At 64.2% G+C, this 21,241-nt stretch carries 17 protein-coding genes; 15 read left to right on the forward strand and 2 right to left on the reverse strand.

Going from position 1 to position 21,241, the window contains the following annotated elements:
- The first annotated feature begins 190 nt into the window (after positions 1-190).
- From HLH25_RS01945 to HLH25_RS01970, 6 genes are all read left to right on the forward strand, one after another.
- Positions 191-889, forward strand: coding sequence for a GntR family transcriptional regulator (locus HLH25_RS01945; RefSeq protein ID WP_182972475.1), 699 nt, complete (start codon positions 191-193; stop codon positions 887-889).
- Between the two features lie 165 nt (positions 890-1,054).
- Complete coding sequence (locus tag HLH25_RS01950; RefSeq protein WP_246401043.1) at positions 1,055-2,239, forward strand: pyridoxal-phosphate-dependent aminotransferase family protein; 1,185 nt, start codon at positions 1,055-1,057, stop codon at positions 2,237-2,239.
- Between the two features lie 242 nt (positions 2,240-2,481).
- Positions 2,482-3,060 carry an RNA polymerase sigma factor gene (locus HLH25_RS01955; RefSeq protein WP_182972477.1) on the forward strand — a complete coding sequence of 193 codons (579 nt, stop codon included), beginning with the start codon at positions 2,482-2,484 and terminating at the stop codon, positions 3,058-3,060.
- Positions 3,011-4,036 carry a DUF4880 domain-containing protein gene (locus HLH25_RS01960; protein WP_182972478.1) on the forward strand — a complete coding sequence of 342 codons (1,026 nt, stop codon included), beginning with the start codon at positions 3,011-3,013 and terminating at the stop codon, positions 4,034-4,036. Before HLH25_RS01955 ends, HLH25_RS01960 begins: the two co-directional genes overlap by 50 nt.
- 108 nt (positions 4,037-4,144) lie before the next feature.
- Positions 4,145-7,114 carry a TonB-dependent receptor gene (locus HLH25_RS01965; RefSeq protein WP_182972479.1) on the forward strand — a complete coding sequence of 990 codons (2,970 nt, stop codon included), beginning with the start codon at positions 4,145-4,147 and terminating at the stop codon, positions 7,112-7,114.
- A gap of 11 nt (positions 7,115-7,125) precedes the next feature.
- Entirely contained in the window at positions 7,126-7,974 is an 849-nt protein-coding gene (locus tag HLH25_RS01970) for a hypothetical protein (RefSeq protein WP_220791646.1), read from the forward strand.
- Between the two features lie 55 nt (positions 7,975-8,029).
- Here HLH25_RS01970 and HLH25_RS01975 read toward each other — a convergent pair whose 3' ends face one another.
- The gene (locus HLH25_RS01975; protein ID WP_375288950.1) at positions 8,030-8,836 is read right to left on the reverse strand and encodes a DsbA family protein; all 807 of its coding nucleotides are present in this window, start codon (positions 8,834-8,836) and stop codon (positions 8,030-8,032) included.
- A gap of 168 nt (positions 8,837-9,004) precedes the next feature.
- On the opposite strand from HLH25_RS01975, the gene HLH25_RS01980 reads away from it, so the two are divergent.
- The 5 genes from HLH25_RS01980 to HLH25_RS02000 all read left to right on the forward strand — a co-directional run bounded on the left by HLH25_RS01980 (position 9,005) and on the right by HLH25_RS02000 (position 14,496).
- Positions 9,005-10,516, forward strand: coding sequence for a gamma-glutamyltransferase (locus tag HLH25_RS01980; RefSeq protein WP_182972480.1), 1,512 nt, complete (start codon positions 9,005-9,007; stop codon positions 10,514-10,516).
- A gap of 128 nt (positions 10,517-10,644) precedes the next feature.
- Positions 10,645-11,697: a recombinase RecA gene (gene recA, locus HLH25_RS01985; protein WP_182972481.1), complete on the forward strand. Its 1,053-nt coding sequence runs from the start codon at positions 10,645-10,647 to the stop codon at positions 11,695-11,697.
- Positions 11,678-12,109 (forward strand): hypothetical protein, encoded by a 432-nt coding sequence (locus HLH25_RS01990; RefSeq protein ID WP_246401008.1) that lies wholly within the window; start codon positions 11,678-11,680, stop codon positions 12,107-12,109. The genes recA and HLH25_RS01990 overlap by 20 nt, the downstream gene beginning before the upstream one ends.
- A 231-nt stretch (positions 12,110-12,340) precedes the next feature.
- On the forward strand, positions 12,341-13,309 hold the full coding sequence (gene coaA, locus HLH25_RS01995; protein ID WP_182972482.1) for a type I pantothenate kinase: 969 nt from the start codon (positions 12,341-12,343) through the stop codon (positions 13,307-13,309).
- A 92-nt stretch (positions 13,310-13,401) separates the two neighbouring features.
- Positions 13,402-14,496: an anhydro-N-acetylmuramic acid kinase gene (locus HLH25_RS02000; protein WP_408869944.1), complete on the forward strand. Its 1,095-nt coding sequence runs from the start codon at positions 13,402-13,404 to the stop codon at positions 14,494-14,496.
- Between the two features lie 20 nt (positions 14,497-14,516).
- Here HLH25_RS02000 and HLH25_RS02005 read toward each other — a convergent pair whose 3' ends face one another.
- Complete coding sequence (locus HLH25_RS02005) at positions 14,517-15,290, reverse strand: tetratricopeptide repeat protein (RefSeq protein ID WP_182972484.1); 774 nt, start codon at positions 15,288-15,290, stop codon at positions 14,517-14,519.
- 161 nt (positions 15,291-15,451) lie between these two features.
- On the opposite strand from HLH25_RS02005, the gene HLH25_RS02010 reads away from it, so the two are divergent.
- The 4 genes from HLH25_RS02010 (at position 15,452) to HLH25_RS02025 (ending at position 21,206) form a co-directional block, all read left to right on the forward strand.
- Positions 15,452-16,138, forward strand: coding sequence for a Fe2+-dependent dioxygenase (locus tag HLH25_RS02010; RefSeq protein WP_182972485.1), 687 nt, complete (start codon positions 15,452-15,454; stop codon positions 16,136-16,138).
- Between the two features lie 879 nt (positions 16,139-17,017).
- Positions 17,018-17,917: a GNAT family N-acetyltransferase gene (locus HLH25_RS02015; protein ID WP_182972486.1), complete on the forward strand. Its 900-nt coding sequence runs from the start codon at positions 17,018-17,020 to the stop codon at positions 17,915-17,917.
- Positions 17,918-18,138: 221 nt separating this feature from the next.
- A complete protein-coding gene (locus HLH25_RS02020) occupies positions 18,139-20,466 on the forward strand; it encodes a TonB-dependent receptor (RefSeq protein WP_182972487.1) in 2,328 nt (775 codons plus the stop codon).
- 14 nt (positions 20,467-20,480) lie between these two features.
- Positions 20,481-21,206 carry a tetratricopeptide repeat protein gene (locus HLH25_RS02025; protein WP_182972488.1) on the forward strand — a complete coding sequence of 242 codons (726 nt, stop codon included), beginning with the start codon at positions 20,481-20,483 and terminating at the stop codon, positions 21,204-21,206.
- Positions 21,207-21,241: the final 35 nt, after the last annotated feature.

Here is a 21,241-nt window from a genome sequence, read left to right on the forward strand (position 1 = left end):
TAATGATTTAAAAAACGTCTTTTTGGCTGGGCATTGATGGGGCATTGTTTTTATGCCCATGCATTGTTCATTTCGATGGGCAATTGAATAAAAAATAATCTCCGTTGGGTGGCGCGTGGCGGAGGCTGTCTGTCGTGCTCCGGCATGATGGCGATTGCCGAACCGCATCGGTCTGCGCATACTTCCTTGTATGCGAGATGAAGCCGAAAAAGATGCACACAAGAACCCGCACCTGATCGAGGATCGCATTATCCATGCGGCGCTCTCCGGGCGTATCGCGCCGGGCGAACGTCTGGGCGAGAAGGAGCTGTCGGAGATTTTCGGCGTGTCGCGCACGCTGGTGCGCGAGGCGATGATGCGCCTTCAGGCGCGGGGGATCGTGGAGGTTTCCGCGCGGCGGGGCTGGTTCGTCATCGAGCCTTCCGTCGAGGAGGCGCGGCATACCATTGATGCGCGGCGGGCGTTGGAAGTGGGTATGCTGGTGACGCTGGACCGGGCCAGTCCGGGGATGATCAGGGCATTGCGCGACCATGTGCGGGCTGAGCAGAAAGCGATTGCCAGCGGCGACCGGGCGGAGCGCAGTTATCTTCTGGGGCATTTTCACGTCTGCCTGGCCGAGACGCTAGGCAATCCGGTCCTGGCATCGCTGTTGCAGGACCTGACGACGCGCACGGTGCTGATTGCCGCCCTGTATCAGTCGTCACACGACGCGCACGAATCCTGCGGCGAGCATGGCGGGATTATCGACGCGCTGGAAAAGGGGAACTCCACCGAGGCCGCGCGCCTGATGGATGTCCATCTCCGGCATGTCGAAAAGGCGCTGAATTATCGCAGCGCGGCGAGCCGGCTGGACCATCTGAAAGCCGCGTTGCAGGGATCGGGCACGTAAGCTGACGGGCGATTCCGATTGTGTTTCGGGTAGTCTTGTATACAAGATTGTACGGGATTCGGATTGTTTCTTGCCGTGTGCATGAGCGGCGAGAGGCCGGGATTGGGCCGAGGGAAAAGGAGAGCCAGGGTGTTCGGACAGATTGACCCGCCGCATCGGCTGCTGATGGGGCCTGGCCCGGTGAATGTGCATCCGCGCGTATTGCGTGCGATGTCGGCGGACATGCTGGGGCAGTTCGACCCGGAGATGACGGGGTATATGAACGAGACGATGGCGCTGTATCGCCGCGTGTTTATGACGGAGAACCGGTGGACGTTGCTGGTGGACGGCACGGCGCGGGCGGGGATCGAGGCGGCGCTGGTGTCGCTGGTTGAGCCGGGGGCGCGGCTGCTGGTGGTGCAGGCCGGGCGGTTCGGGCTGCTGCTGTCGGAGATCGGGCAGCGGATCGGAGCGGAGATCCGCACGCTGGATATTCCCTGGGGTGAGGTGGCGACGCTGGAGCAGATCGAGGCGGCGATCGTGGCGCATCGGCCGCAGGTGTTCGCGGCGATCCATGGCGATACCTCGACGACGATGGCCCAGCCGCTGGACGGGGTGGGCGCGCTGTGCCGACGGCATGGCGTGCTGTCCTATGTCGATGCCACGGCGACGCTGGGCGGCATGGCGGTGGCGACGGATGCGTGGGGCGTGGATGTGGTGACGGGCGGCTTGCAGAAATGCATGGGTGGGCCGCCTGGGTCTTCGCCGATCACGATTTCCGACCGGGCGGCGGCGCATATCATGAAGCGGCGGCATGTCGAGGCGGGGATACGCGGCGCGGACCTGGACGAGGGGCCGGGGGCGCTGATCCGGTCGAATTACTTCGATCTGGCGATGATTATGGAATACTGGTCGGAGAAGCGGCTGAACCACCATACCGAGGCGACCAGCATGCTGTATGCGGCGCGCGAGGCGGCGCGGGTGATGGTGGAAGAAGGGCTGGAGGCGCGTTTCGCGCGGCATCGGGCGGCGGGCGCGGCGATGAGTGCCGGGCTGCGGGCGATGGGGCTGACGCTGTATGGGCAGGATGCCTGCCGCATGACCAACGTGACGGGGGTGTATATTCCCGATTGCGTGGATGGCGAGCGGGTGCGGGCGCGGATGCGTGGGGAGTTCGAGATCGAGATCGGCACCGCGTTCGGGCCTCTGGCGGGGAAAATCTGGCGGATCGGGGCGATGGGCTACAACGCGATGCGGCACAAGGTGCTGATCACGCTCGGCGCGCTGGATGCCGTGCTGCGTGCCGAGGGGTATGTGCCGCCGGCGGGGGCGGCGATCGAGGCGGCCCGCGCCGTTTATGACCGGTCTTGAAAGGTCTGTCAGGAGCCTGATCGAGGATGCGGGACGGATTGCCGCCTGTGTGCGTCCCTGGTCAGGTGCCGAATTATTCTTCCTTCCGCCAGATTCGATTGTCATCATAATTTCAACATTGCTCTTGCGAACTTTGTTCTAGTTTCCGCCAACACCTTTCCACAGTTTCCGTGCTGTTTCCTGGGCGTCCGGGATCGGGCCGCCGGGACGGGGAGTATGGATTCCTTCGTGCGGGGACCGGGATGCTGCCTTCGGATGACGAGCGAATCTCCTGGGTCGCCAGTCAGGTTCTGCCGCATGAAGCCGCCTTGCGGACATGGCTGCGCCGGTTTCGGGATATCGATATCGACGATATCGTCCAGGACAGCTACGCGGCGATGATTACGGCCGATATCGCCGGTATCCGCAATCCGCGCGCCTACCTGTTTACGGTCGCCCGCAGCGTGGTGCTGCGCCACTATCGGCGCTCACGCATTATTTCCATCACGGCGCTGACGGATTTCGACGCGCAAAGCATCGTGGATGACGGGGCGGATGCCGAGCGGGCGCTCGGCGCCCGGCAGGAGCTTGCCCGTCTCTACACGTTCATCGAGGAGCTACCGCAGCGTTGTCGCCACATTCTCCTGCACAGAAAACTCGACGGATTATCGCAGCGCGAGGTCGCGCAGCGCATGGGTGTGTCGGAAAGCGTGGTCGAAAAACAATTGGCCAGGGCATTGCGTGCGCTCAATGGCATGTTCAGGGAGCCTGGCTCCGGCGAACGGCCTGCTGATGGCGGGGATGTTCGCGCGACACGACGACGCGATACCGGAACATGGTGAGACATGCGCGCATCCGGTCGATGAAGCGGCATTCGCCTGGATCGTGCGGCTGGATCGGGGCGCGCTTGCGCCCGAGGCCGCTCGGGAACTGGATGCCTGGCTGACTGCGGACAGCCGGCATCGGGGGGCCTTCCTGCGGGCGAAGGCGCTGTGGCGTTCGGCCGATCGCGTTGCGGCTTTTCGGGTTCCCGAGGGGACGGTGCCGGCGGAGGACCCTGTTCCGCCCGGTTTCGTGGGGCGGCGCCGGATGGTGGGATCGGTTGCGGCTTCGCTGCTGGTCGGCGCGACGCTGGGCGCGACGGTCGGGCCGGCCGAAGCGTATGAGCCGGTGCGATTTTTTCGCTCCGGTTCGGAATTGCCGAAGCCTGTTCGACTGGCCGGCGGGGATTTTCGCCTCGATCGGACCTCGCAGTTTCTTTGTCTTCAGCGCGGTGATCGGATCCATGCCGATCTTCTGGCCGGGCGTGTCAGGGTGGACTGGCGGCAGGGGCCGATCTCGGTGCGGGCCGGGAGGGTGGAACTGGACACCGTGGCGGCATCGCTCGTGATGCGCTGGGACGCCGACGGGGAAAGCGTGCTGTTGCTGGATGGAGACGCCCGGCTGCGGGGTGGTGCCGGGCAGCCCGTGCGCAGGCTGCGCCGGGCGCAATGGGTCCGGCTGTCTCCCTCCGGCATGTGGGAGGAGGGAAGCCTGAGCGCGGATGACCTGGATTACGTCTCTGCCTGGAGCCACGGGCGGCTGGAATTGCGGGCCACGCCGGTCGGCGAGGCGATCAGACGGATCAATTTCTATAACGATAGAAAAATCTTCTCTTCCAGCGCGGCGCTGTCGCGTCAGCGGATTGACGGGATTTTTTCGCGACCGAGCCCGAGACCTTCGCCCGCAGTCTTTGCCGCATGTTTCATGTCAGGCTGGTGTTGTCCGGGCGGGGGCTGGAACTGCGCTGACACGGACTTGCCGCCTTTTGGAGGCTGAAGATTTTCTGTCAGAAAAGCTTAATAAAAATAAGGGGGTTTTGAGAGGAGGGTTTTGCGCTCTGCGGGATCGAGTAGGGGAACGTATCATTGATGGATATGAAAAACCGTGTCGCATTCATCGTTCCCGCATGCGCGTTTCGCTGCAATTCTTCTGACGACTACCGGACTGACGCTCGGCCTTTCGCTCGCCTCTGCCCGTGCCCAGGCGCGCCGGTTCGATATCGACGCCATGCCCGTCTCCCGTGCCGCCGTTATCTTCGGGCGGCAGGCGGACATGCAGGTCATGCTGCGTGATAAAACGGCCCGGACGATACAGGCCCATGCCGTCCATGGGGTGATGAGCGCCGAGCAGGCGCTGGCGCATCTTCTGGCGGGCACCGGGCTTGTCGTGCAGTCGCGGCATGATTCCGTTCTGATACTGGGGGCGACGCGTGGTGTGGAGCCGGTGAAACCCGATGGCGAGCGGATCGTCGTTTCGGCGGTCCATGACAATACGCTGACCAAGCGGACGAGCGACCAGATCTTCGATACGTTGAGCGCCCAGCAGATCCGCTCGGCGCCCGACCTGACGATTGTCGAGGCGGCGCGGCGGATGGTGGGTATTTCGGTCCTGCCGAGCCAGAATGACGGCCGCTCCGACAACCAGATGGAGAACGTGACCATTCGCGGGTTGGATAATTCCTATAATCTGATCACGCTGGATGGCGCCCAACTGGCATCGGCGGACAATGTCACGTCACCGCAGCGCGGCATGCGGCTGGATCTGGTTCCGTCTTCCCTGGTCGGCGAATTGCAGGTTCTCAAGACCATCGATGCCTACAACGATCCGCAGGGGCTAGGTGGGCAGGTCCATATGCTCTCGAAAAGTGCTTATGAATACGGAAATTCCGCCGACGTGCAGTTGCTTGGCGGCTGGAACAACCAGTCTGGCACCGTCGTGGAGCCGCGTCGCGAGAACTGGCGCGTGGATGGAACCGTTACCCGCGTGTTCGGCAAGAATCGCGAATTCGGCCTGGTCCTGGCCGGGAGTTATCAGGAACTCAACTCGGCGGCACATGCCATTCTGCCGGGGGATTCGTCGGGCGATGGATGGGCGTATTACGGGGCTTCGGGTGCGGCCTCGGGCAATCCTGTCAATACCGACGCCGCCGCCCATGCCCCCGGCGCGGCCGCCGTGCCGGTGCGTGTGCAGGATTATGCGTTCGACGATGCCTACAAACGCTACAGCCTGAACGGGAAATTGCAGTGGAGGCCGACCTCGCGCCTGTCCATGGCGTTGTCCGGCGGCTATTTTCACGCTGTCGATCAGGAAACGCGCAATGAGGCGCTTTCGATGCCGTCAGGTCATTGGATTGCCGGAGCGACGCCCGATACCGGCGCGTTGACGCTGGGGCAGTATCAGTTTGGCGACTCCGTGCAGCCGGAAACGCATCAGACGTTCTTCGTGAATGGCAATCTTCATTATGACATCACGAACCATATGAAGCTTGACCTCGTGGCGGCGGACTCGGAAGCCAAGGACCATCTGTCGAACTGGATGTTCAAGTGGAATACCGGCATGAAATACAGCAATACCGGTAATTCTGAAGACAAGACGAGCTATTCCGCGCCCTATGGGTACAATTATACCGTGACGGGTGGCGTGCCTTCGATTTATTTCAATGACCTGGCGGCGGCGAACGATCTGAACAATTACGGGCCGCGCTATTTCAGGGATTATCAATATTCCTTGCAGACGAAGCTGCGCTTTCTGCGCGGTGACTGGCACTGGGATCTGGGGCGCGGGTTCTGGCTGGGTGCTGGGGCCACGCAGACCATGACCAATGTCCAGCATACCGAAACATACAATGACTGGGCGCCGATGGCGGGAAATGCCCCGCAGGAGATCGGAAGCCTACAGAATTACATCACCCCCCGGACCGGTTCGGTATTCTCGGCGCCGGGACTGACATATTACTATGTCGATCCGGCCAAGGCGCATGCCGTGCTGGACAATCATCCGGAATTGTTTCGCAAGCTGGACGAGACCCCGACCAACAAGGAAGCGTATTATCACCTGATGGAATCGATTACGGCGCTGTATTTCCAGACCGGATGGCAGAATAGCTGGTTTGCGATTCATGGCGGTTTTCGCTGGGATCATACGTTTACGAACGTCTCCAACATCAATGCCGTGACATCGGGGGGGACGACGCAATATCTGCCGCAGACCCGCACGGCGCAGTATGATTACATGCTGCCTTCGGTGCTGACGACGTTCACGATTACTCCGCGCATGAAGATCCGGGCTGATTTTACGGAATCCATGGGGCGGCCGAACTACAACCAGATCGGCGGGGCCACCACGACCTCGGAAAGCAATGGCACCTATTCGATTTCCCAGGGGAATTCGAACCTGAAGCCCTTGCATTCATGGAATTACGATCTGGCCTACGAATGGTATCCGGGGCGCGACACCATGCTGTCGCTCGGCCTGTTCTACAAGGATATCCATGATGCGATCTATACCCGCAGCACGCTTGGCACGGCCACGATGAACGGGATTACCGAACAGGCCATTATTTCGCAGCCGCTCAATGCCTCGGGTGCCGGATTGCGCGGGCTGGAACTGCAACTGGTGCGGGAGAAGTTCGGGTTTCTGCCGGGGGTGCTGAAGAATTTCGGTGTTTCGTTCAATGCGACCTTTCTGCAAGGCTGGTTCGAGGAGCAGATGAGCGACGGATCGCAGCGGCGGATGGGCGGGTTGGCGAACCAGCCGAACCATATCTACAATGCGTCGCTGCTGTATTCGGACCGGAATTTCGAAGCGCGCTTCGCCTACAACATGACTGGAAAATATCTTTATTATACGTCCGGTTCGGCGAACTGGCTCGATATGTGGATGCAGCCGCGCGCGCAGCTCGACATGCAGTTGAGCTATCGGATCAATAAATGGATCTCCGTGACGGGTCAGGTGCAGAACCTGACCAATGAAGGGTATCAGACCCGGATGGGGCCGAGCGCGAACCTGATCCAGGATATGCATCCGGCGGGGCGGAGCCTCTGGTTCGGCGTGCGGTTTCAGCCGAAGATGTGAGGATAGACAGGGTGTTGCGGAAAACATGCTGGGCCTTGGCCGTGGCCCTGGGGACGGTGGCGACTGCGACGGGGGCTGTCGCGGCGGAGCCTGTCGCCCCGGTGCCTATCGTCCAGGCGCCTGAAATCGTTCGGGTGGTGCCGGCGCCGGAGGCGACGCAGGGTGTCGCCAACGATGCCGCCTTTCTCTACGCCGTGCAGAACCGGCGCATCGGTCGATATAGCCGTGCGACGGGGCAGCGCGTCGGATCGTGGGAGGGTGATCCTGCCCTTTATATCCATATCAACAGTTGCCAGGTGATGGGGGGCGAACTGGTCTGCGCGATGTCGAACTATCCGAACACGCCGATGACCAGTTCCGTCGAGTGGTTCGATGCGCGTACGTTGCGGCATGTGCGGTCGCACAGTTTCGGGCCAGGTCTGGGGTCGCTGACCTGGATCGATTGGCACGGAGGAAGCTGGTGGGCCTGTTTCGCCAATTATGACGGCGAGGGCGGTGAGGCGCCGCGCGACCATCGATCGACCGTTCTGGTGCGGATGGATTCGCGGTTCGTCCGCCAGGAAGCGTGGCTGTTTCCGCAGGATGTGCTGGAGCGGTTCGGCCATTTCAGTTCGTCAGGCGGGCGATGGGGAGCGGATGGCCGGCTTTATGTGACCGGTCACGACCGGATGGAACTCTATGTTCTGGCGCTGCCGGAGGCGGGCGGGCGGCTGGTCCATCTCGATACCCTGCCGTTGCCCACCAATGGTCAGGCGTTCGACTGGGACGTTCTGCATCCCGACCATATCTGGACGATCGATCGCCGGCGCGCGGCCATGGTCGAGAGCGTGATCGCGCGGGTTGGCGCGAACGGCGGGTAGCGGGGGATGGCGCGGCCCTGCCGGCAGGAAGCCGGCAGGGGTGGAGGGCGGGCGGTCAGTTGCGCCGGGTCTTGTCGATCGCGGCCTTCAGGCCGTCGTAATCGACGGCGCCGGGGATGACGTAGCGGGCGTCGAAGACGAAGGTGGGCGTGCCTTCCAGGTGGATGGCCTCGGCCAGTTCCGCATTGGCGCGCAGGGTGGCGGCGACGGCGGGGCCGGCCATGTCGGCCACCAGGCGGTCCGCGTCGAGCCCGGCCTGTTTCGCCAGCAGGCGGATGCGGGCGGTGTCGGGCTTCGTCGTGTCGGTCATGACGGCGCGCTGCATGCGGAAATAGGCGTCGTGACCGCCTTGCAGCGCGGCGGCGGCGATGGCCTGCGCCGTCAGCACGCTGGCCGGACCCAGCACCGGAATCACCTTTTCCAGGATGCGGACATTGGGATCGTCATGCACCAGACGGTCGAGGTCGGGCAGGACCTTGCGGCAGTAGGGGCAGCGGGGATCGTAGAATTCGACCACCGTGGTCCGGGCATCGGGCGCGCCGAGAATCGCGTCGGTCGGCGCGGGTGTGGTCAGGGCGGCGCGGTGGGCGAGCAGCGCGTCGCGGGTGCGGGTCTGCTCCTGCGCCTCGGCGCCCGCGCGCAGGGCGGTGATCGCGTCGGAGAGGATCGAGGGGTCCGTCTTCAGCGCGTCGCGGACGATGGCGACGATTTCCTTGCGCTGGGCGGGGGTGAAGCTGTCGTCGGCGCGGGCGGAGGCGGGCGCGGACAGGGCCAGCATGAGGCCGATGCCGGCCGGAAGGGCCGTGTGCAGTCCAAGGGCCGTGCGCAGTCCGGGGAGGCTGCGGGACGAGAAAAATGACAAGGGCGGCCTCCGGCGCTCGGGTTTCGTATCGGGCGGTGTTGGAGGGTGTCTGTAGAGCAGAATGGGGGGGTGCGGAAGGGCGGCGGGGAGATGGCGAGTTGCCGATGCTCCAGAAGACCGCTAATTCCGGATAGTCCGGGCTTTTCGTGCCGGGGCATGACGGCGGCAATGGAGAATCTGTGCGTGCGTGAACGTCCCCTGAACCACCCGTTGCGTCGTTGCGGGGCCTTGCTGCTGTCTACGGTCCTGGCGACGGCGCTTGGCGGATGTTCGGTCAAGACATTCAACGACCCCGTGAGGACCGCCAGCCAGGTCCTGTTCGGCAGTGGCTCCGACAGCCCGAAAGGGCCGACCTATCTGACCGGCTATATCGGCAATGTCGTCTCGGACGAGCCGCAATCGGCCATGGTGGCGCGCGATGTTCTGGCGCGGGGCGGCAATGCGGCTGACGCCGCGGCGGCGCTGGGGATGACGCTGGCGGTGACGCTGCCGTCTCGGGCCTCGCTGGGCGGGGGCGGGGCCTGTCTGGCGTGGCGGCCCGGCGATTCCGGCGGCGGGCGGGCGTTCCTGTTCCTGCCGGTCGCGGGATCGACGGCGCCGGAGCCGGGTGGCGCGCCGGTCGACCGCCCGGCGGCGGTGCCGACGCTGGCGCGCGGGCTGTATCTGATGCACCTGCGCTATGGCAGCGTGGAGTTTGGCGAAACCCTGACCCCGGCGCTGGAACTGGCGCGCGGCGGCATCTCGGTCAGCCGGGCGCTGGCGACCGACCTCGCGGCCGTGCAGCGGCCGCTGCTGGCCGATCCGGGCGCGCGGGCGATCTTCAGCCGGGGCGACGGCAAGGTGCTGGCGGAGGGCGACACCCTGGTGCAGCAGCGCCTGACCGGCGTGCTGGAACAGATCAGGAGCATGGGGGTGGGCGACCTGTATAACGGGGCGCTGGCGCGCTCGTTCGTCGCCGGAAGCCAGGGGGCGGGCGGTGGCCTGACCGTGGCGGACCTGCGCGCCGCCGTGCCGACGGAGACCGATCCGCTGACTGTGCGTGCGGGACAGGTGACGGTCGGCTTCCTGCCGCCGCCCGCCGATGGCGGGCTGGGCAGTGCGGTGGCGTTCCGTGCCCTGAATGCGGGAGGCGCGAGCGACCGGGTTGGCCAGTCGGCGGTGGCTGCGTGGCGCGCCCAGGCGGCCGGGGTGCAGTCGGGTGCCGAACTGGTGGCGCGGGCGCAGGCGGTGGTCGATTCCGGCGCCGTCCCCAATGGGGGAAGCCTGCCGCATCTGCCGGCCTCGACCTCGTTTGCCGTGGTCGATCGGCATGGCGGGGCCGTGGCGTGCAGTCTGACGATGGATAATCTGTTCGGTATCGGCCGGGTCGCCGGTGGCACGGGCATTGTGATGGGCGCTTCGCCGAAGCGCCTGCCGCCGCCGTTGCTGACGGCCGCCATCGCCAGCGAGGGCAACCGGTTCCGGGCTGCCGTGACGGGATCGGGGCAGAACGATGCCGCCGACGCGGTTGCCGCCGAAATGAAGCAGGTTCTGGGCGGCGAGAAGCCGGGGGCGCGGCCGGTGACGGCCGATGGGCGGATCAATGCCATTTCCTGCCCGGCGGGCCTGCCGGGCGGCGAGGGAAGCTGCGCCGGCGGCACCGATGCGCGGTCGGCCGGCCTGTCGGTGGGGTCGGACTGACGGATCGGCCGCGTGGGTGTGCCGCTTGTGGATGATCATGTTTTGTTCTAGTTTTGTCTGAGCGGGACCGCCGGGGTATGGCGGGGAGAACCCGGGGTTTTCATGATATCGGAACGGGATTGAGGGCGATGGCGCAGGCACCGGGCATTGACAAGAGCAAGGCGCTGGAAGGCGCGCTGAGCCAGATCGAACGCGCGTTCGGCAAGGGATCGGTGATGCGGCTTGGCCAGCGCGCCAACGAGGCGGTGGATGTGGTGTCCACCGGCTCGCTCGGGCTGGATATCGCGCTGGGGATCGGCGGGTTGCCGCGTGGCCGTATCGTCGAGATCTATGGGCCTGAAAGCTCGGGCAAGACGACGCTGGCGCTGCATGCGATCGCCGAAGCCCAGAAGAAGGGCGGCGTCTGCGCCTTTATCGACGCCGAGCACGCGCTGGACCCCGGCTATGCCCGCAAGCTGGGGGTGGATGTCGATAATCTGCTGATCAGCCAGCCGGATGCCGGCGAGCAGGCGCTGGAAATCGCCGACACGCTGGTGCGCTCGGGCGCCATCGACGTGCTGGTGGTGGACAGCGTTGCCGCCCTGGTGCCGCGCGCGGAACTGGAAGGCGACATGGGCGACAGCCATGTGGGCCTGCACGCGCGGCTGATGAGCCAGGCGCTGCGCAAGCTGACCGGGACGGTTTCCCGCTCCAACACCATGATGATCTTCCTCAACCAGATCCGGTTGAAGATCGGCGTCATGTTCGGCAGCCCGGAGACGACGACGGGTGGCAACGCGCTGAAATTCTATGCCTCGGTGCGCCTGGATATCCGCCGGATCGGGCAGATCAAGGACAAGGACGAGGTCGTGGGCAACCAGACCCGCGTCAAGGTGGTGAAGAACAAGATGGCCCCCCCGTTCCGGCAGGTCGAATTCGACATCGTGTATGGCGAGGGGATCAGCAAGATGGGCGAATTGATCGACCTGGGCGTCAAGGCGGGCATTGTCGAGAAATCGGGAGCCTGGTTCTCGTATGACAGTCAGCGGATCGGCCAGGGACGGGAAAATTCCAAGCAGTTCCTGCGCGAGCACCCTGAGATGGCGGCGGATATCGAGCGGCGCGTGCGCGAGCAGGCGGGCGTGGTGGCCGAGGCGATGCTGGTGTCCCCCGGTGAACAGGATGTTGCCGACGCCGAGTGACCGGCGCGGGGCGATAAGCCGGCAGGCGGGGCCGCGCGGCCTTGCCTTGCTGGCTCTGCTGGCCGGTCTGACGGCCTGCGGGTTCAAGCGGCCGGATGGAGAGTCGATCGATGTGCCGCCGCTGACCCTGTTCAGCGGGCAGGAACGGCCGGGCTATGCCAAGAAGACGGCATCGGCCGATGGCAGGCAGAACGCGGACGGGTCGCAGCCCATGTCTGCCGCGCCGGCGGGGCGGCAGCCCGACTACCAGCCGCTTCCCGATGCCTGGGGCATGCAGATGATCGCGTCCGGGTTCGATTCCAATGCCGCCGGCGATGACGGCGAGAAGGAAGAGGGCGGCCATTACGTTATCCCCGACACGCAGGTGAGTTATGGCGCCCGTAACCGTGGGCAGACGACGAGCGGGCGTTAGTTTGGCGGCCGTGGGTCACGTCTCTGTCATGAGCGTGGCGGAATATGGCGGTTTTCAGCGTTTTTTGGCCGGATCGGCCGGGTGGGGGCGTGCGGTCCACTGGATCGCCCCAACCGTTGGTGTTACGCCGCGCTGAATGAGGCCGGAATGATGGCCCATCCGGGGGAAGCGGATTCATGACGGTTGTTGGCACGAGACCCGGCGGCATCTGTCCGGCGCGGATATAGATCCATGATGCTCCGTATGCCCCCCTGGGGGTCGGTGTCGCGTGATGGCGATCCGCCGCTTCCGTATCTGAATTTTTCGCGCGCGGAGTGGGCGGCGTTGCGGGCCAATGTGCCGCTTTCGCTGTCGGAAGAGGATATCGCGGCGCTGCGCGGCCGCAACGAGCCCGTGTCGATGGCGGATATCGCCGAGGTCTATCTGCCCCTGTCACGCCTGCTGAACCTGTATGTGATGGCCTCGCGCGGCCTGAACAGCATGGTGGAGAGTGCGTTTCTGGGCTGTCCGCGCATTTCGGTGCCGTTCATCATCGGGATTGCCGGCAGCGTGGGGGTGGGCAAGAGCACCTTTGCCCGGCTGCTTCAGGCCGTGCTGTCGCGCTGGCCGGACCATCCGCGCGTCGATCTGGTGACGACGGACGGGTTTCTGCTGCCGACGCGGGTTCTGGAAGAGCGGAGCCTGATGCAGCGCAAGGGCTTTCCGGAGAGCTACGACCTGCGGCGGATGATCGCCTTCCTCGCCGCCGTGAAGGCGGGCGAGCGGTTGCAGGAAGTGCCGCTGTATTCGCATGAAGCCTATGACATCGTGCCTGACCGGTTCCAGACGGTGGACCGGCCGGATATCCTGATCTTCGAGGGGCTGAACGTGTTGCAGACCGGTACCGACCGGTCGATGGTGGCGTCGGATTATTTCGATTTTTCGATTTATCTGGATGCGACCACCAGCGATATCGAATCGTGGTACGTGGAGCGGTTTCTGCTGTTGCAGCGCACCGCGTTCCGCAAGCCGACATCCTATTTCCATCATTATGCCGACCTTTCGCCCGCCGAGGCCGGGCAGGTGGCGGGGCGGATCTGGAACCGGATCAACCTGCCCAATCTGGAAGCCAATATTCTGCCGACGCGCGAACGCGCGCGGCTGATCATGCGCAAGGCGCGGTCGCACGCCATCAACGAGGTTCGCCTGCGCTATCTCTGATGGTGGTGGCCCGGTTCCGGAATATGGCTGGGTGGGATAGGCTTGCCGCTGTTGCGCAGGGGGTGGGGCCTATGGTCCGTGTGATCGGTCTGATGAGCGGCACGTCGCTGGATGGGGTGGATGCCGCCGGGATCGAGACGGACGGCGTTGCGGTCGGCGCGGCCGGGCCGACGGTGACCATTCCTTTCCCGCCCGAGTTGCGCGCGCGGACCCGTGCCATTCTCGATCGTGCGGGGAGCCTGAGCCTGCCGGGGGATGACCCGGAACTGCTGGCCGTCGAGCGGGATCTGACGCTGCTGCATGTCGCGGCCGTGCGCGCGCTGGACTGGCCGGCCGAGCTGATCGGCTTTCATGGTCAGACGATCCTGCATCGTCCGGCGGAGCGACGAAGCTGGCAGATCGGTGATGCCGGCCTGCTGGCGTTGGAAACCGGGGTGCCGGTCGTGCATGATTTCCGCAGCGCCGATCTCGCGGCGGGAGGCGAGGGGGCGCCGCTGGTGCCGGTCTTTCATCAGGCGCTCGTGCGGGGGATGGCGCGCCCGCTGGCCGTGTTGAATATCGGCGGGGTGGCGAATGTCTCGCTGATCGGGGCGGATGGGGCGTTGCTGGCCTGCGATGTGGGGCCGGGCAATGCGCTGCTCGATGACTGGGCCATGCGGCATACCGGCGTACCCTGTGACCGTGACGGCGCGCTGGCGCGGGCGGGGCGGGTCGATGCTGCCGTGCTGGCGCGCCTGATGGGCGACCCGTTCTTTGCCCGGCCGGCGCCGAAATCGTTGGATCGGCTGGCGTTTCATCGGGCGATGGATCTGCTGGCGCTGCTTTCGCCCGCCGATGGGGCGGCGACGCTGGCCGCCTTTACCGTGCGGGCCGTGGCCAGTCTGCCGCTGCCGTTTCAGCCGTGTCGCTGGCTGGTGTGCGGTGGGGGGCGCCATAACCCGGTGCTGATGGACGGATTGCGGGAGACGTTGGGGGCCGCCGTGGCGCCGGTCGAGGCGGTGGGGTGGGATGGCGATGCGCTGGAGGCCCAGTGCTTCGGGTTTCTCGCCGCGCGGGCCGTGCGGGGGCTGCCGCTCTCTTTCCCTGGGACGACCGGGGCGGGGCGGCCGGTCAGTGGGGGCCGGGTGGAGCAGCGGGGCCTGCCCGTGGCCGCGACGCGGGTGCTGGCGCGTCTGCGGCAGGGGTAGGGTGGCCGGCCTGTGCGGGATCAGGCCGGTACGGGGTGCGGGATGCCCAGGGTATCGAGCCGGTCGTGCACCTGTTGCAGCAGGGCGGGGTCGCCGTCCGGGCCGAGTGTGTGGAGGGTGCGCGCCATGGCCAGCAGCACGTCCGAGGTTGCATCGCCCACCGCGCGCCACCACCACTCGAGCGCCTGGGCGCGGTCGCCCATCGCCAGCAGGGCCGTGGCGTAATTATGCTGTCCGCGATAATCGCCGCCTTCGGCCGAGCGGCGATACCATTGGAGGGCCAACGCGGGATCGCGTTCGGTGTGCCAGCCTTCCTCGGTGAAGCGGGCGACCAGGTTCATCGACTTGGCGTGGCCGCGCTCGGCGGCGCTGCGGAACAGCTCCAGCGCGCGGCGCAGGTCGGCCGGCATGCCGATGCCGCGCATGGTCATGATGCCCAGATTGTAGCAGCCCCAGAGATCGCCGAGATCGGCGGCCTTTTTGTAGCTGGCGGCGGCGGCCGGGAGGTCGGGCGGGCCGCCCCAGCCGAAATGATGGCAGCGCCCCAGCATGTTATGGGCGGGCGCGTAGTCGGCCGAGGCCGCGATTTCGTACCATTGCCGTGCCTGGGCCGGGTCGCGCGGCACATAGATGCTGTCGAGCAGGATATCGCCCCAGCGTACCTGTTCCGCCACATGGCCCTGCGCCGCGCGGGTGCGGATCGCCTCGATGACGTCGGGCAGGGTGGGGGGTGTTTCCCGGTCTGATCGGCGCCGGCGGGTGGCCTTCTTCTTCAGGGCATGGACAATCCGCATGTGCTGGAACCCGTAACGATTGGCAATCGACGGTTACAAACCATGGGCGGAATAATTGTGCAATTGATAATCTGTTGCAATGTGGCTATTCAGCAGCTTCGCCATGTTGTCCATGCCGGCCGTCCATGGTCGGCCGGGCCTGCTCCCTGATCGAGACTGCCATGTTGCTGCATATTCCCGATGTTCTTTCGGCCGAGGAAGTCCTGCATTGTCGTCGTGCGCTGGCCGACGCGCCGTGGGCGGACGGCAAGGTGACGGCGGGGCCGCAATCGGCGTCGGCCAAGCATAATCTGCAGATTCCGCTGGACCATCCGCTGCATCGGTCGCTCGGTGAGATCGTGCTGCGTGCGCTGGGGCGGAACGCGCTGTTCAACAGTGCTGTCGTGCCGCTGCGTGTCGTGCCGCCGCTGTTCAACCGCTATGACGAGGGCATGTCGTTCGGCGCGCATGTGGACAATGCCATCCGGCCGATCCCCAATTCAGGCGGGATGCGCATCCGCACGGATGTGTCGTCCACGCTCTTCCTGACCGACCCGGAGGAATACGAGGGAGGCGCGTTGCGGATTCATGATGCGTCGGGCGTGCAGGAGATCAAGCTGCCGGCCGGCGACATGATCGTTTACGACACCACGGTGCTGCATGACGTGGCCCCGATCACGCGCGGGAGTCGCTGGGCGTCGTTTTTCTGGACGCAATCGATGGTGCGGGATGTGGAGCGGCGGCGGATTCTGTTCGACCTCGATCGTACGATCATGGATCTGCGCTCGCGCCTGCCGGATGACGACCCCGCCGTACTGGAACTGGTGAACTGCTATCATAATCTCATGCGCCAATGGTGTGAACTCTGATCGCTGGAAACAGAAGGTCGTCCGGCCGGGTTTTCTGAAAAGCCTTGCGGAGGGCGATGATCGGGCGCGCGCAGGCTGACGGGGGTTGTCGCGATCGCGCCTGCGTGGCGACAGAGGCGCCCGAACGGCCGTTGCGATCCGGCCTTGCGGGTGGGTGAGGACGCGCCTGTCTGGTTGCCGCGTCTGGTGAGACACCGTGCCACGGTCTGGCGGGGCGGTGGCGCGATATCGTTCGCGCGTTGCTCTGTCCGCACGTATCTTGGGCGGATGGATCGTCATTTTTTACGATTTGAATCGGTTGTGTGTCGCGCGTGCCGCGTCTTGCCTGTCAACGGTCATGACGGCGGGAGGGGGCGGGTCTGTGCTGCCGGACGATATGCGCCGGGCGGTCGTGGGTGGTTTGCGGTCGCGCGTTCCTCGATGGTGGCGTTTCAGGTACGTGAGGCCGGCGCGCTGTGGCGTTTCGCAGGCTTGCCGTCGGCGGGTCGGGTAACAATTGTTACATTGGAAACGGGTCGCACGCCCCGCCCGCCATGCGGTCGCGAGCCGGACGGACGCGCGTGCGGTCTTGCAACTGGAGGCGTGGTGGAAACGTGCGCCAAGAATTAATAAATAAAATCAATTATTTGTTTGAAAAAGTTCGCTGGCCGGTGACGAGCCGATCGTTCGGTGTCGCGGCGCGGGCCGATCATTCGTCGTGAAGGGGCGGATCATTGACGACTATAAAATATTTGTCATATGATACATTTCGATACGTTCTGTATCAATAGACATATAAAGATACAAACTTGAGTCGTTAGCAAAATGTTAATGTCGTCATCCTCCCCCGATGTTTCCTACCCTTCCGTCGAGCATTCGATATTTCATGAAAACTGGTGGATGGACGCCGCGACCGATGGAAATTACGAGACCCTGGAAATAAGAAATGGGGGAAATATCGTCTCGGATTTTCATTATTGTCGGAAAAAGCATTTGGGGATGCGGTATATAATTCCTCCCCCTTATACGAGAACATTGGGGCCGCGCTTCTTCCTTCCGGCTTCCAAGCCGTTTCGTAGAGGGCAGAAGATACGGAACATCGTCGCGGAGCTTATCCGGAAGCTTCCGAAATACGATCATCTGAAAATTCGTCTCGATCCATCGGACGATTCCGCATTCGCTTTTTCGATCTGCGGGTTGCAGATAAGAAATGAATTTACCTTCCGCATAGCGCCGGATGTGACGCCCGGTGTCGTCCTGGAGCAATGTGACCAGAAGACGCGGAACCTGATCCGATCGGCGTCTCAAAAACTTGAGGTTACTCAAAGCGCGGACATTGAAGCGTTCATTCGCATGTCCCTGGTCGATCAGTCGGCGTCGGAAAACAGGCATGATTTTGCGACGATGGCGAAACTCTTCGAAGCCTGCCTGCGGCATGACAGGGCGTGCGTCATCAGCGCCTACGACGAAAAGAAAAAACAGGTCTCTTCGTCAGTATTGATCTGGGATGAGAAGAATCTTTATTATTGGCTGTCGGCGCGTGATCGAAATGCATCCATACCGGGGGCGAACATGCTCCTGATATGGGAGGCTTTGAAGCTTGCTTCGGCAAAGGCGCTGACATTCGATTTCGATAGTTTTGCCTCTGTCGGCACCGCGAAAATGCTTGCAAGCTTTGGGCAGCCTCCTGTTCTTCGCCCGCATGTGATCGGTGCTTCCGTGCGCTATGAATGGGAGCGCGCCGCCAATGCGACTCTCATGTCTCTGCGGGATTACTGGAAGAGGAAGATCGTGGCCTGATAGGGGCGATCGGGGGGCTGTGCACGGTCTGGACTCCCGCGGTCGGCAGGGGGCGGGGCATCGTTTTCGGCGCTGCTTGCGGCGGGTGTTTCCGGCTTGCGGGAAACCCGACATTTTTTGTCTTAATTAGCTTCCTTGACGCCTTGTATCTCTCATGAAACATCACTGCTTAATGCGAATATGTCGCATTTTCATGTTTCATGTCGAGGAAACCTGGGCGAATGGGTGTCACTGGAAAATGGCGTAATGCACGGCATGTGGCGCCCCAGGGCGGTCAGGTGCTGTGTGGGCTGGCGATGGCGATGATCGGCGGCCAGGGGCTGGCCGCGACGCCGGGCGTGGCGGCGGCGGACAGGCTGACCGACGAGGAAAAGAAAAAGGCGCAGGAAGAGCGCGCCAATCCCCGGCACGAGCATATCGAGGTTGTGGGCCAGTGGCGTGACATGTCGCCGAAATTCACCGCGCCGCTGCTGGATACGCCCAAGAGCGTTTCGATCATCTCCCGCCAGTTGTTGAGCCAGACCGCCTCGAACACGCTGGCCGATGCGCTGCGCAATGTGCCCGGCATTACGATGGGGGCGGGCGAGGGCGGTAATCCGGTGGGCGACCGGCCGTTCCTGCGCGGGTTCGATGCGCAGTCGAGCACCTTTGTCGATGGATTGCGCGATGTCGGCGCGCAGTCGCGCGAGACGTTCAATGTCGAATCGATCGAGGTCGTGAAAGGTGATTCCGGCGCCATTGCCGGGCGCGGCGGTGCCGGTGGCGCGCTGCTGATCAACAGCAAGATGCCGACGCTGAAGAATGCGATCGACGCCAATCTTGGTTTCGGCAATGCCGATTACAAGCGCGGCACGTTCGACGGCAACTGGCGGGTGACGGAGAGCGGGGCCTTCCGCCTGAACCTGATGGGCGACGACCAGGGGGTGGCCGGGCGCGGGCCGACCCATTATCGCCGGTTCGGCGTGGCGCCGTCGCTATCGTTCGGGCTGGGGACGGCCAACCGCGTGACCGTGATGTATTATCACATGCAGAATGACGACCTGCCCGATGTCGGCATTCCCTACAGCAATCCGCCTTTCAACCGGCGTTCGGATGGCGCGGCGCGGGTGCTGGGGACGGGGAGCGGCGCGCCGGTGAAGGTGCCGTTCGATACCTGGTACGGGTTGGAAAATCGTGATTCCAACCAGGATGGCATCGATATGGGGACGCTGCGGCTGGAGCATGATTTCAGCAGCACGCTGCATCTGCGCAATACCACGCGCTATTCCGAAACGACCCAGAACGACCGCTGGACGATGCCCGACGACAGCCAGGGCAATATCTATTACGGCTATGTCTATCGCCGCCTGAACAGCCGCTTCTCGACCTTCGATACGGCGACCAACCAGACCGATTTCTATGGATCGTTCGATCTGGCGGGTTTCAGGAACCAGTTTGCCTCGGGGGCCGAGTTTACCCGCGAGCAGGGCAAGAACGACAATTATCTGGCCATCGTGAATGGCCAGAACGTGGGGGCGGGGACGAACTTCACCCGCTGCGCGACGGCGCTGGCCTTTTCGTCGCATACCTGCACGTCGCTGCTCGATCCGAACCCGAACGACCTGTGGACGGGCGATCTGAAACATGCCGGCAACCCGAACAGCACGCGCTTCGATACCAAGGCCGTCTATCTGTTCGATACCATCACGCTGCTGAAGCAGCTTCAGGCCAATGTCGGCCTGCGCTACGACAATGTGCAGAGCACCTATCGCACGGCGACGAGCGAGTATGGGCGCGGGGACAATCTGTTCACCTATCAGGGCGCGCTGGTCTACAAGCCGCGTTCCAACGGGTCGATCTATGCGTCGTATGCCACGTCGGCGATTCCGCCGGGCAATTCGGTGGGGCAGGGATCGGACGATATCAGCCTGGGCGCCGACCGGAGCGGCAATGTGGGGGCCGTGCTGAAGCCCGAGCGTGACCGGACGATCGAAGTCGGCACCAAGTGGAACGTGCTGCATAACCGGCTGCTGCTGACCGGTGCGCTGTTCCAGATCGACGCCACGAACTTCAAGATCACCACCGCGACGGGCGGGATCGACAATGGCGGGACCAAGCGGGTGCGGGGCTTCGAGGTTGGCGTGAACGGGCAGATTACCCGCAAATGGTCGATCAATGGCGGCTTTACCTATCTGGACGCGCGGCTGCTGAAGGCGGGGGGCGCGGGTGCCGCCGCCGGGGTGATGGATGGGCGGCATGCGCCGAACACCCCGGAGAACAGTCTGGCGCTGTGGACGACCTATCGCCCGATCGAGCCGCTGACGATCGCGGGTGGCGTTTATTACATGGCCAAGGTCTACGGCACGGATTCCCCTACCGCGCCGAAATTCATTCCCGGCTATTACCGGTTCGATGTCATGGCGAGCTACCGGTTCCTGACGCACTACACGCTTCAGCTCAACATCCAGAACCTGGCCAACCGGCGCTATTTTACCCAAGCCTACACCACGCATTATGCGATGCAGGCGCCGGGGCGGACGGCGATGGTCAATCTGAACGCGCATTTCTGAGCAGGCGGGCTGCCATGCTGCATGGTGCCGCCGGGCCGCGGGCCGGAGGGGACGCGGTGACGGCCGGGGTTGCGACGATCTGCGACCTGGCTGGCGGCGGGGTGGCCGATGCGCAGCTTGTGCTGGGGCAGATCCTGCTGGATGGCGTGCTGTTGCCGCGCGACCCGCGCGGCGCCCTGGGCTGGTTTCTGGCGGCGGCGCGGCAGGGCAGCGCCATGGGGTGCAACATGGTCGGGCGCTGCTGCGAACTGGGGTGGGGCATGTCCCCGACCCCGGCGGAGGCGATGCGCTGGTATCGGCGGGCCGCCTGCGCCGGTCTGGACTGGGGCATGTACAATTACGCCACCGGGCTGACCCTGGGGTGGGACGGGCCGCCCGATCATGGGCGGGCGCTGGCGTGGCTGCGGCGGGCCGCCGCGCGCGGGCATTGTAAATCGTTCAATATCATCGGCGGCTTTTATGAAGACGGGTGGGCCGTGACGCGCGATCTGGCGCAGGCGCGGGCATGGTATGTCCGCGCCGCCGAGGGCGGGGATTTTCGCGGACATTTCAATCTGGGGCGCTTCCTGCTGGCCGAGGGGCGGACGGCGCAGGCGCATCGGCATTTTGAGATTGCCGGTGGGACCGCGACACCGGCCTTTCGCGCCAGGATGGAACGATTCCTGGCGGGAGGCGGAATGCAGGACGAGGGAGCCATGCGCTTTGCCCCGGTTGGGGAGGTGGGCGGATTAGGGGCCTGACCGTTGGGGGGCGGGGCCATCGGTGCGGGCTTTGG

It is taken from the genome of Gluconacetobacter dulcium, assembly GCF_014174165.1.
Lineage (GTDB): Bacteria > Pseudomonadota > Alphaproteobacteria > Acetobacterales > Acetobacteraceae > Gluconacetobacter > Gluconacetobacter dulcium.

Excerpts from the sequence above, each read along its gene's own strand:
- HLH25_RS01945 (WP_182972475.1), top strand. The coding sequence starts at position 191 with ATGCGAGATGAAGCCGAAAAAGATGCACACAAGAACCCGCACCTGATC.
- HLH25_RS01950 (WP_246401043.1), top strand. The coding sequence starts at position 1,055 with ATGGGGCCTGGCCCGGTGAATGTGCATCCGCGCGTATTGCGTGCGATG.
- HLH25_RS01955 (WP_182972477.1), top strand. The coding sequence starts at position 2,482 with ATGCTGCCTTCGGATGACGAGCGAATCTCCTGGGTCGCCAGTCAGGTT.
- HLH25_RS01960 (WP_182972478.1), top strand. The coding sequence starts at position 3,011 with ATGGCGGGGATGTTCGCGCGACACGACGACGCGATACCGGAACATGGT.
- HLH25_RS01980 (WP_182972480.1), top strand. The coding sequence starts at position 9,005 with ATGGAGAATCTGTGCGTGCGTGAACGTCCCCTGAACCACCCGTTGCGT.
- recA (WP_182972481.1), top strand. The coding sequence starts at position 10,645 with ATGGCGCAGGCACCGGGCATTGACAAGAGCAAGGCGCTGGAAGGCGCG.
- HLH25_RS01990 (WP_246401008.1), top strand. The coding sequence starts at position 11,678 with ATGTTGCCGACGCCGAGTGACCGGCGCGGGGCGATAAGCCGGCAGGCG.
- coaA (WP_182972482.1), top strand. The coding sequence starts at position 12,341 with ATGATGCTCCGTATGCCCCCCTGGGGGTCGGTGTCGCGTGATGGCGAT.
- HLH25_RS02000 (WP_408869944.1), top strand. The coding sequence starts at position 13,402 with ATGAGCGGCACGTCGCTGGATGGGGTGGATGCCGCCGGGATCGAGACG.
- HLH25_RS02005 (WP_182972484.1), bottom strand. The coding sequence starts at position 15,290 with ATGCGGATTGTCCATGCCCTGAAGAAGAAGGCCACCCGCCGGCGCCGA.
- HLH25_RS02010 (WP_182972485.1), top strand. The coding sequence starts at position 15,452 with ATGTTGCTGCATATTCCCGATGTTCTTTCGGCCGAGGAAGTCCTGCAT.
- HLH25_RS02015 (WP_182972486.1), top strand. The coding sequence starts at position 17,018 with ATGGACGCCGCGACCGATGGAAATTACGAGACCCTGGAAATAAGAAAT.
- HLH25_RS02020 (WP_182972487.1), top strand. The coding sequence starts at position 18,139 with ATGGGTGTCACTGGAAAATGGCGTAATGCACGGCATGTGGCGCCCCAG.
- HLH25_RS02025 (WP_182972488.1), top strand. The coding sequence starts at position 20,481 with ATGCTGCATGGTGCCGCCGGGCCGCGGGCCGGAGGGGACGCGGTGACG.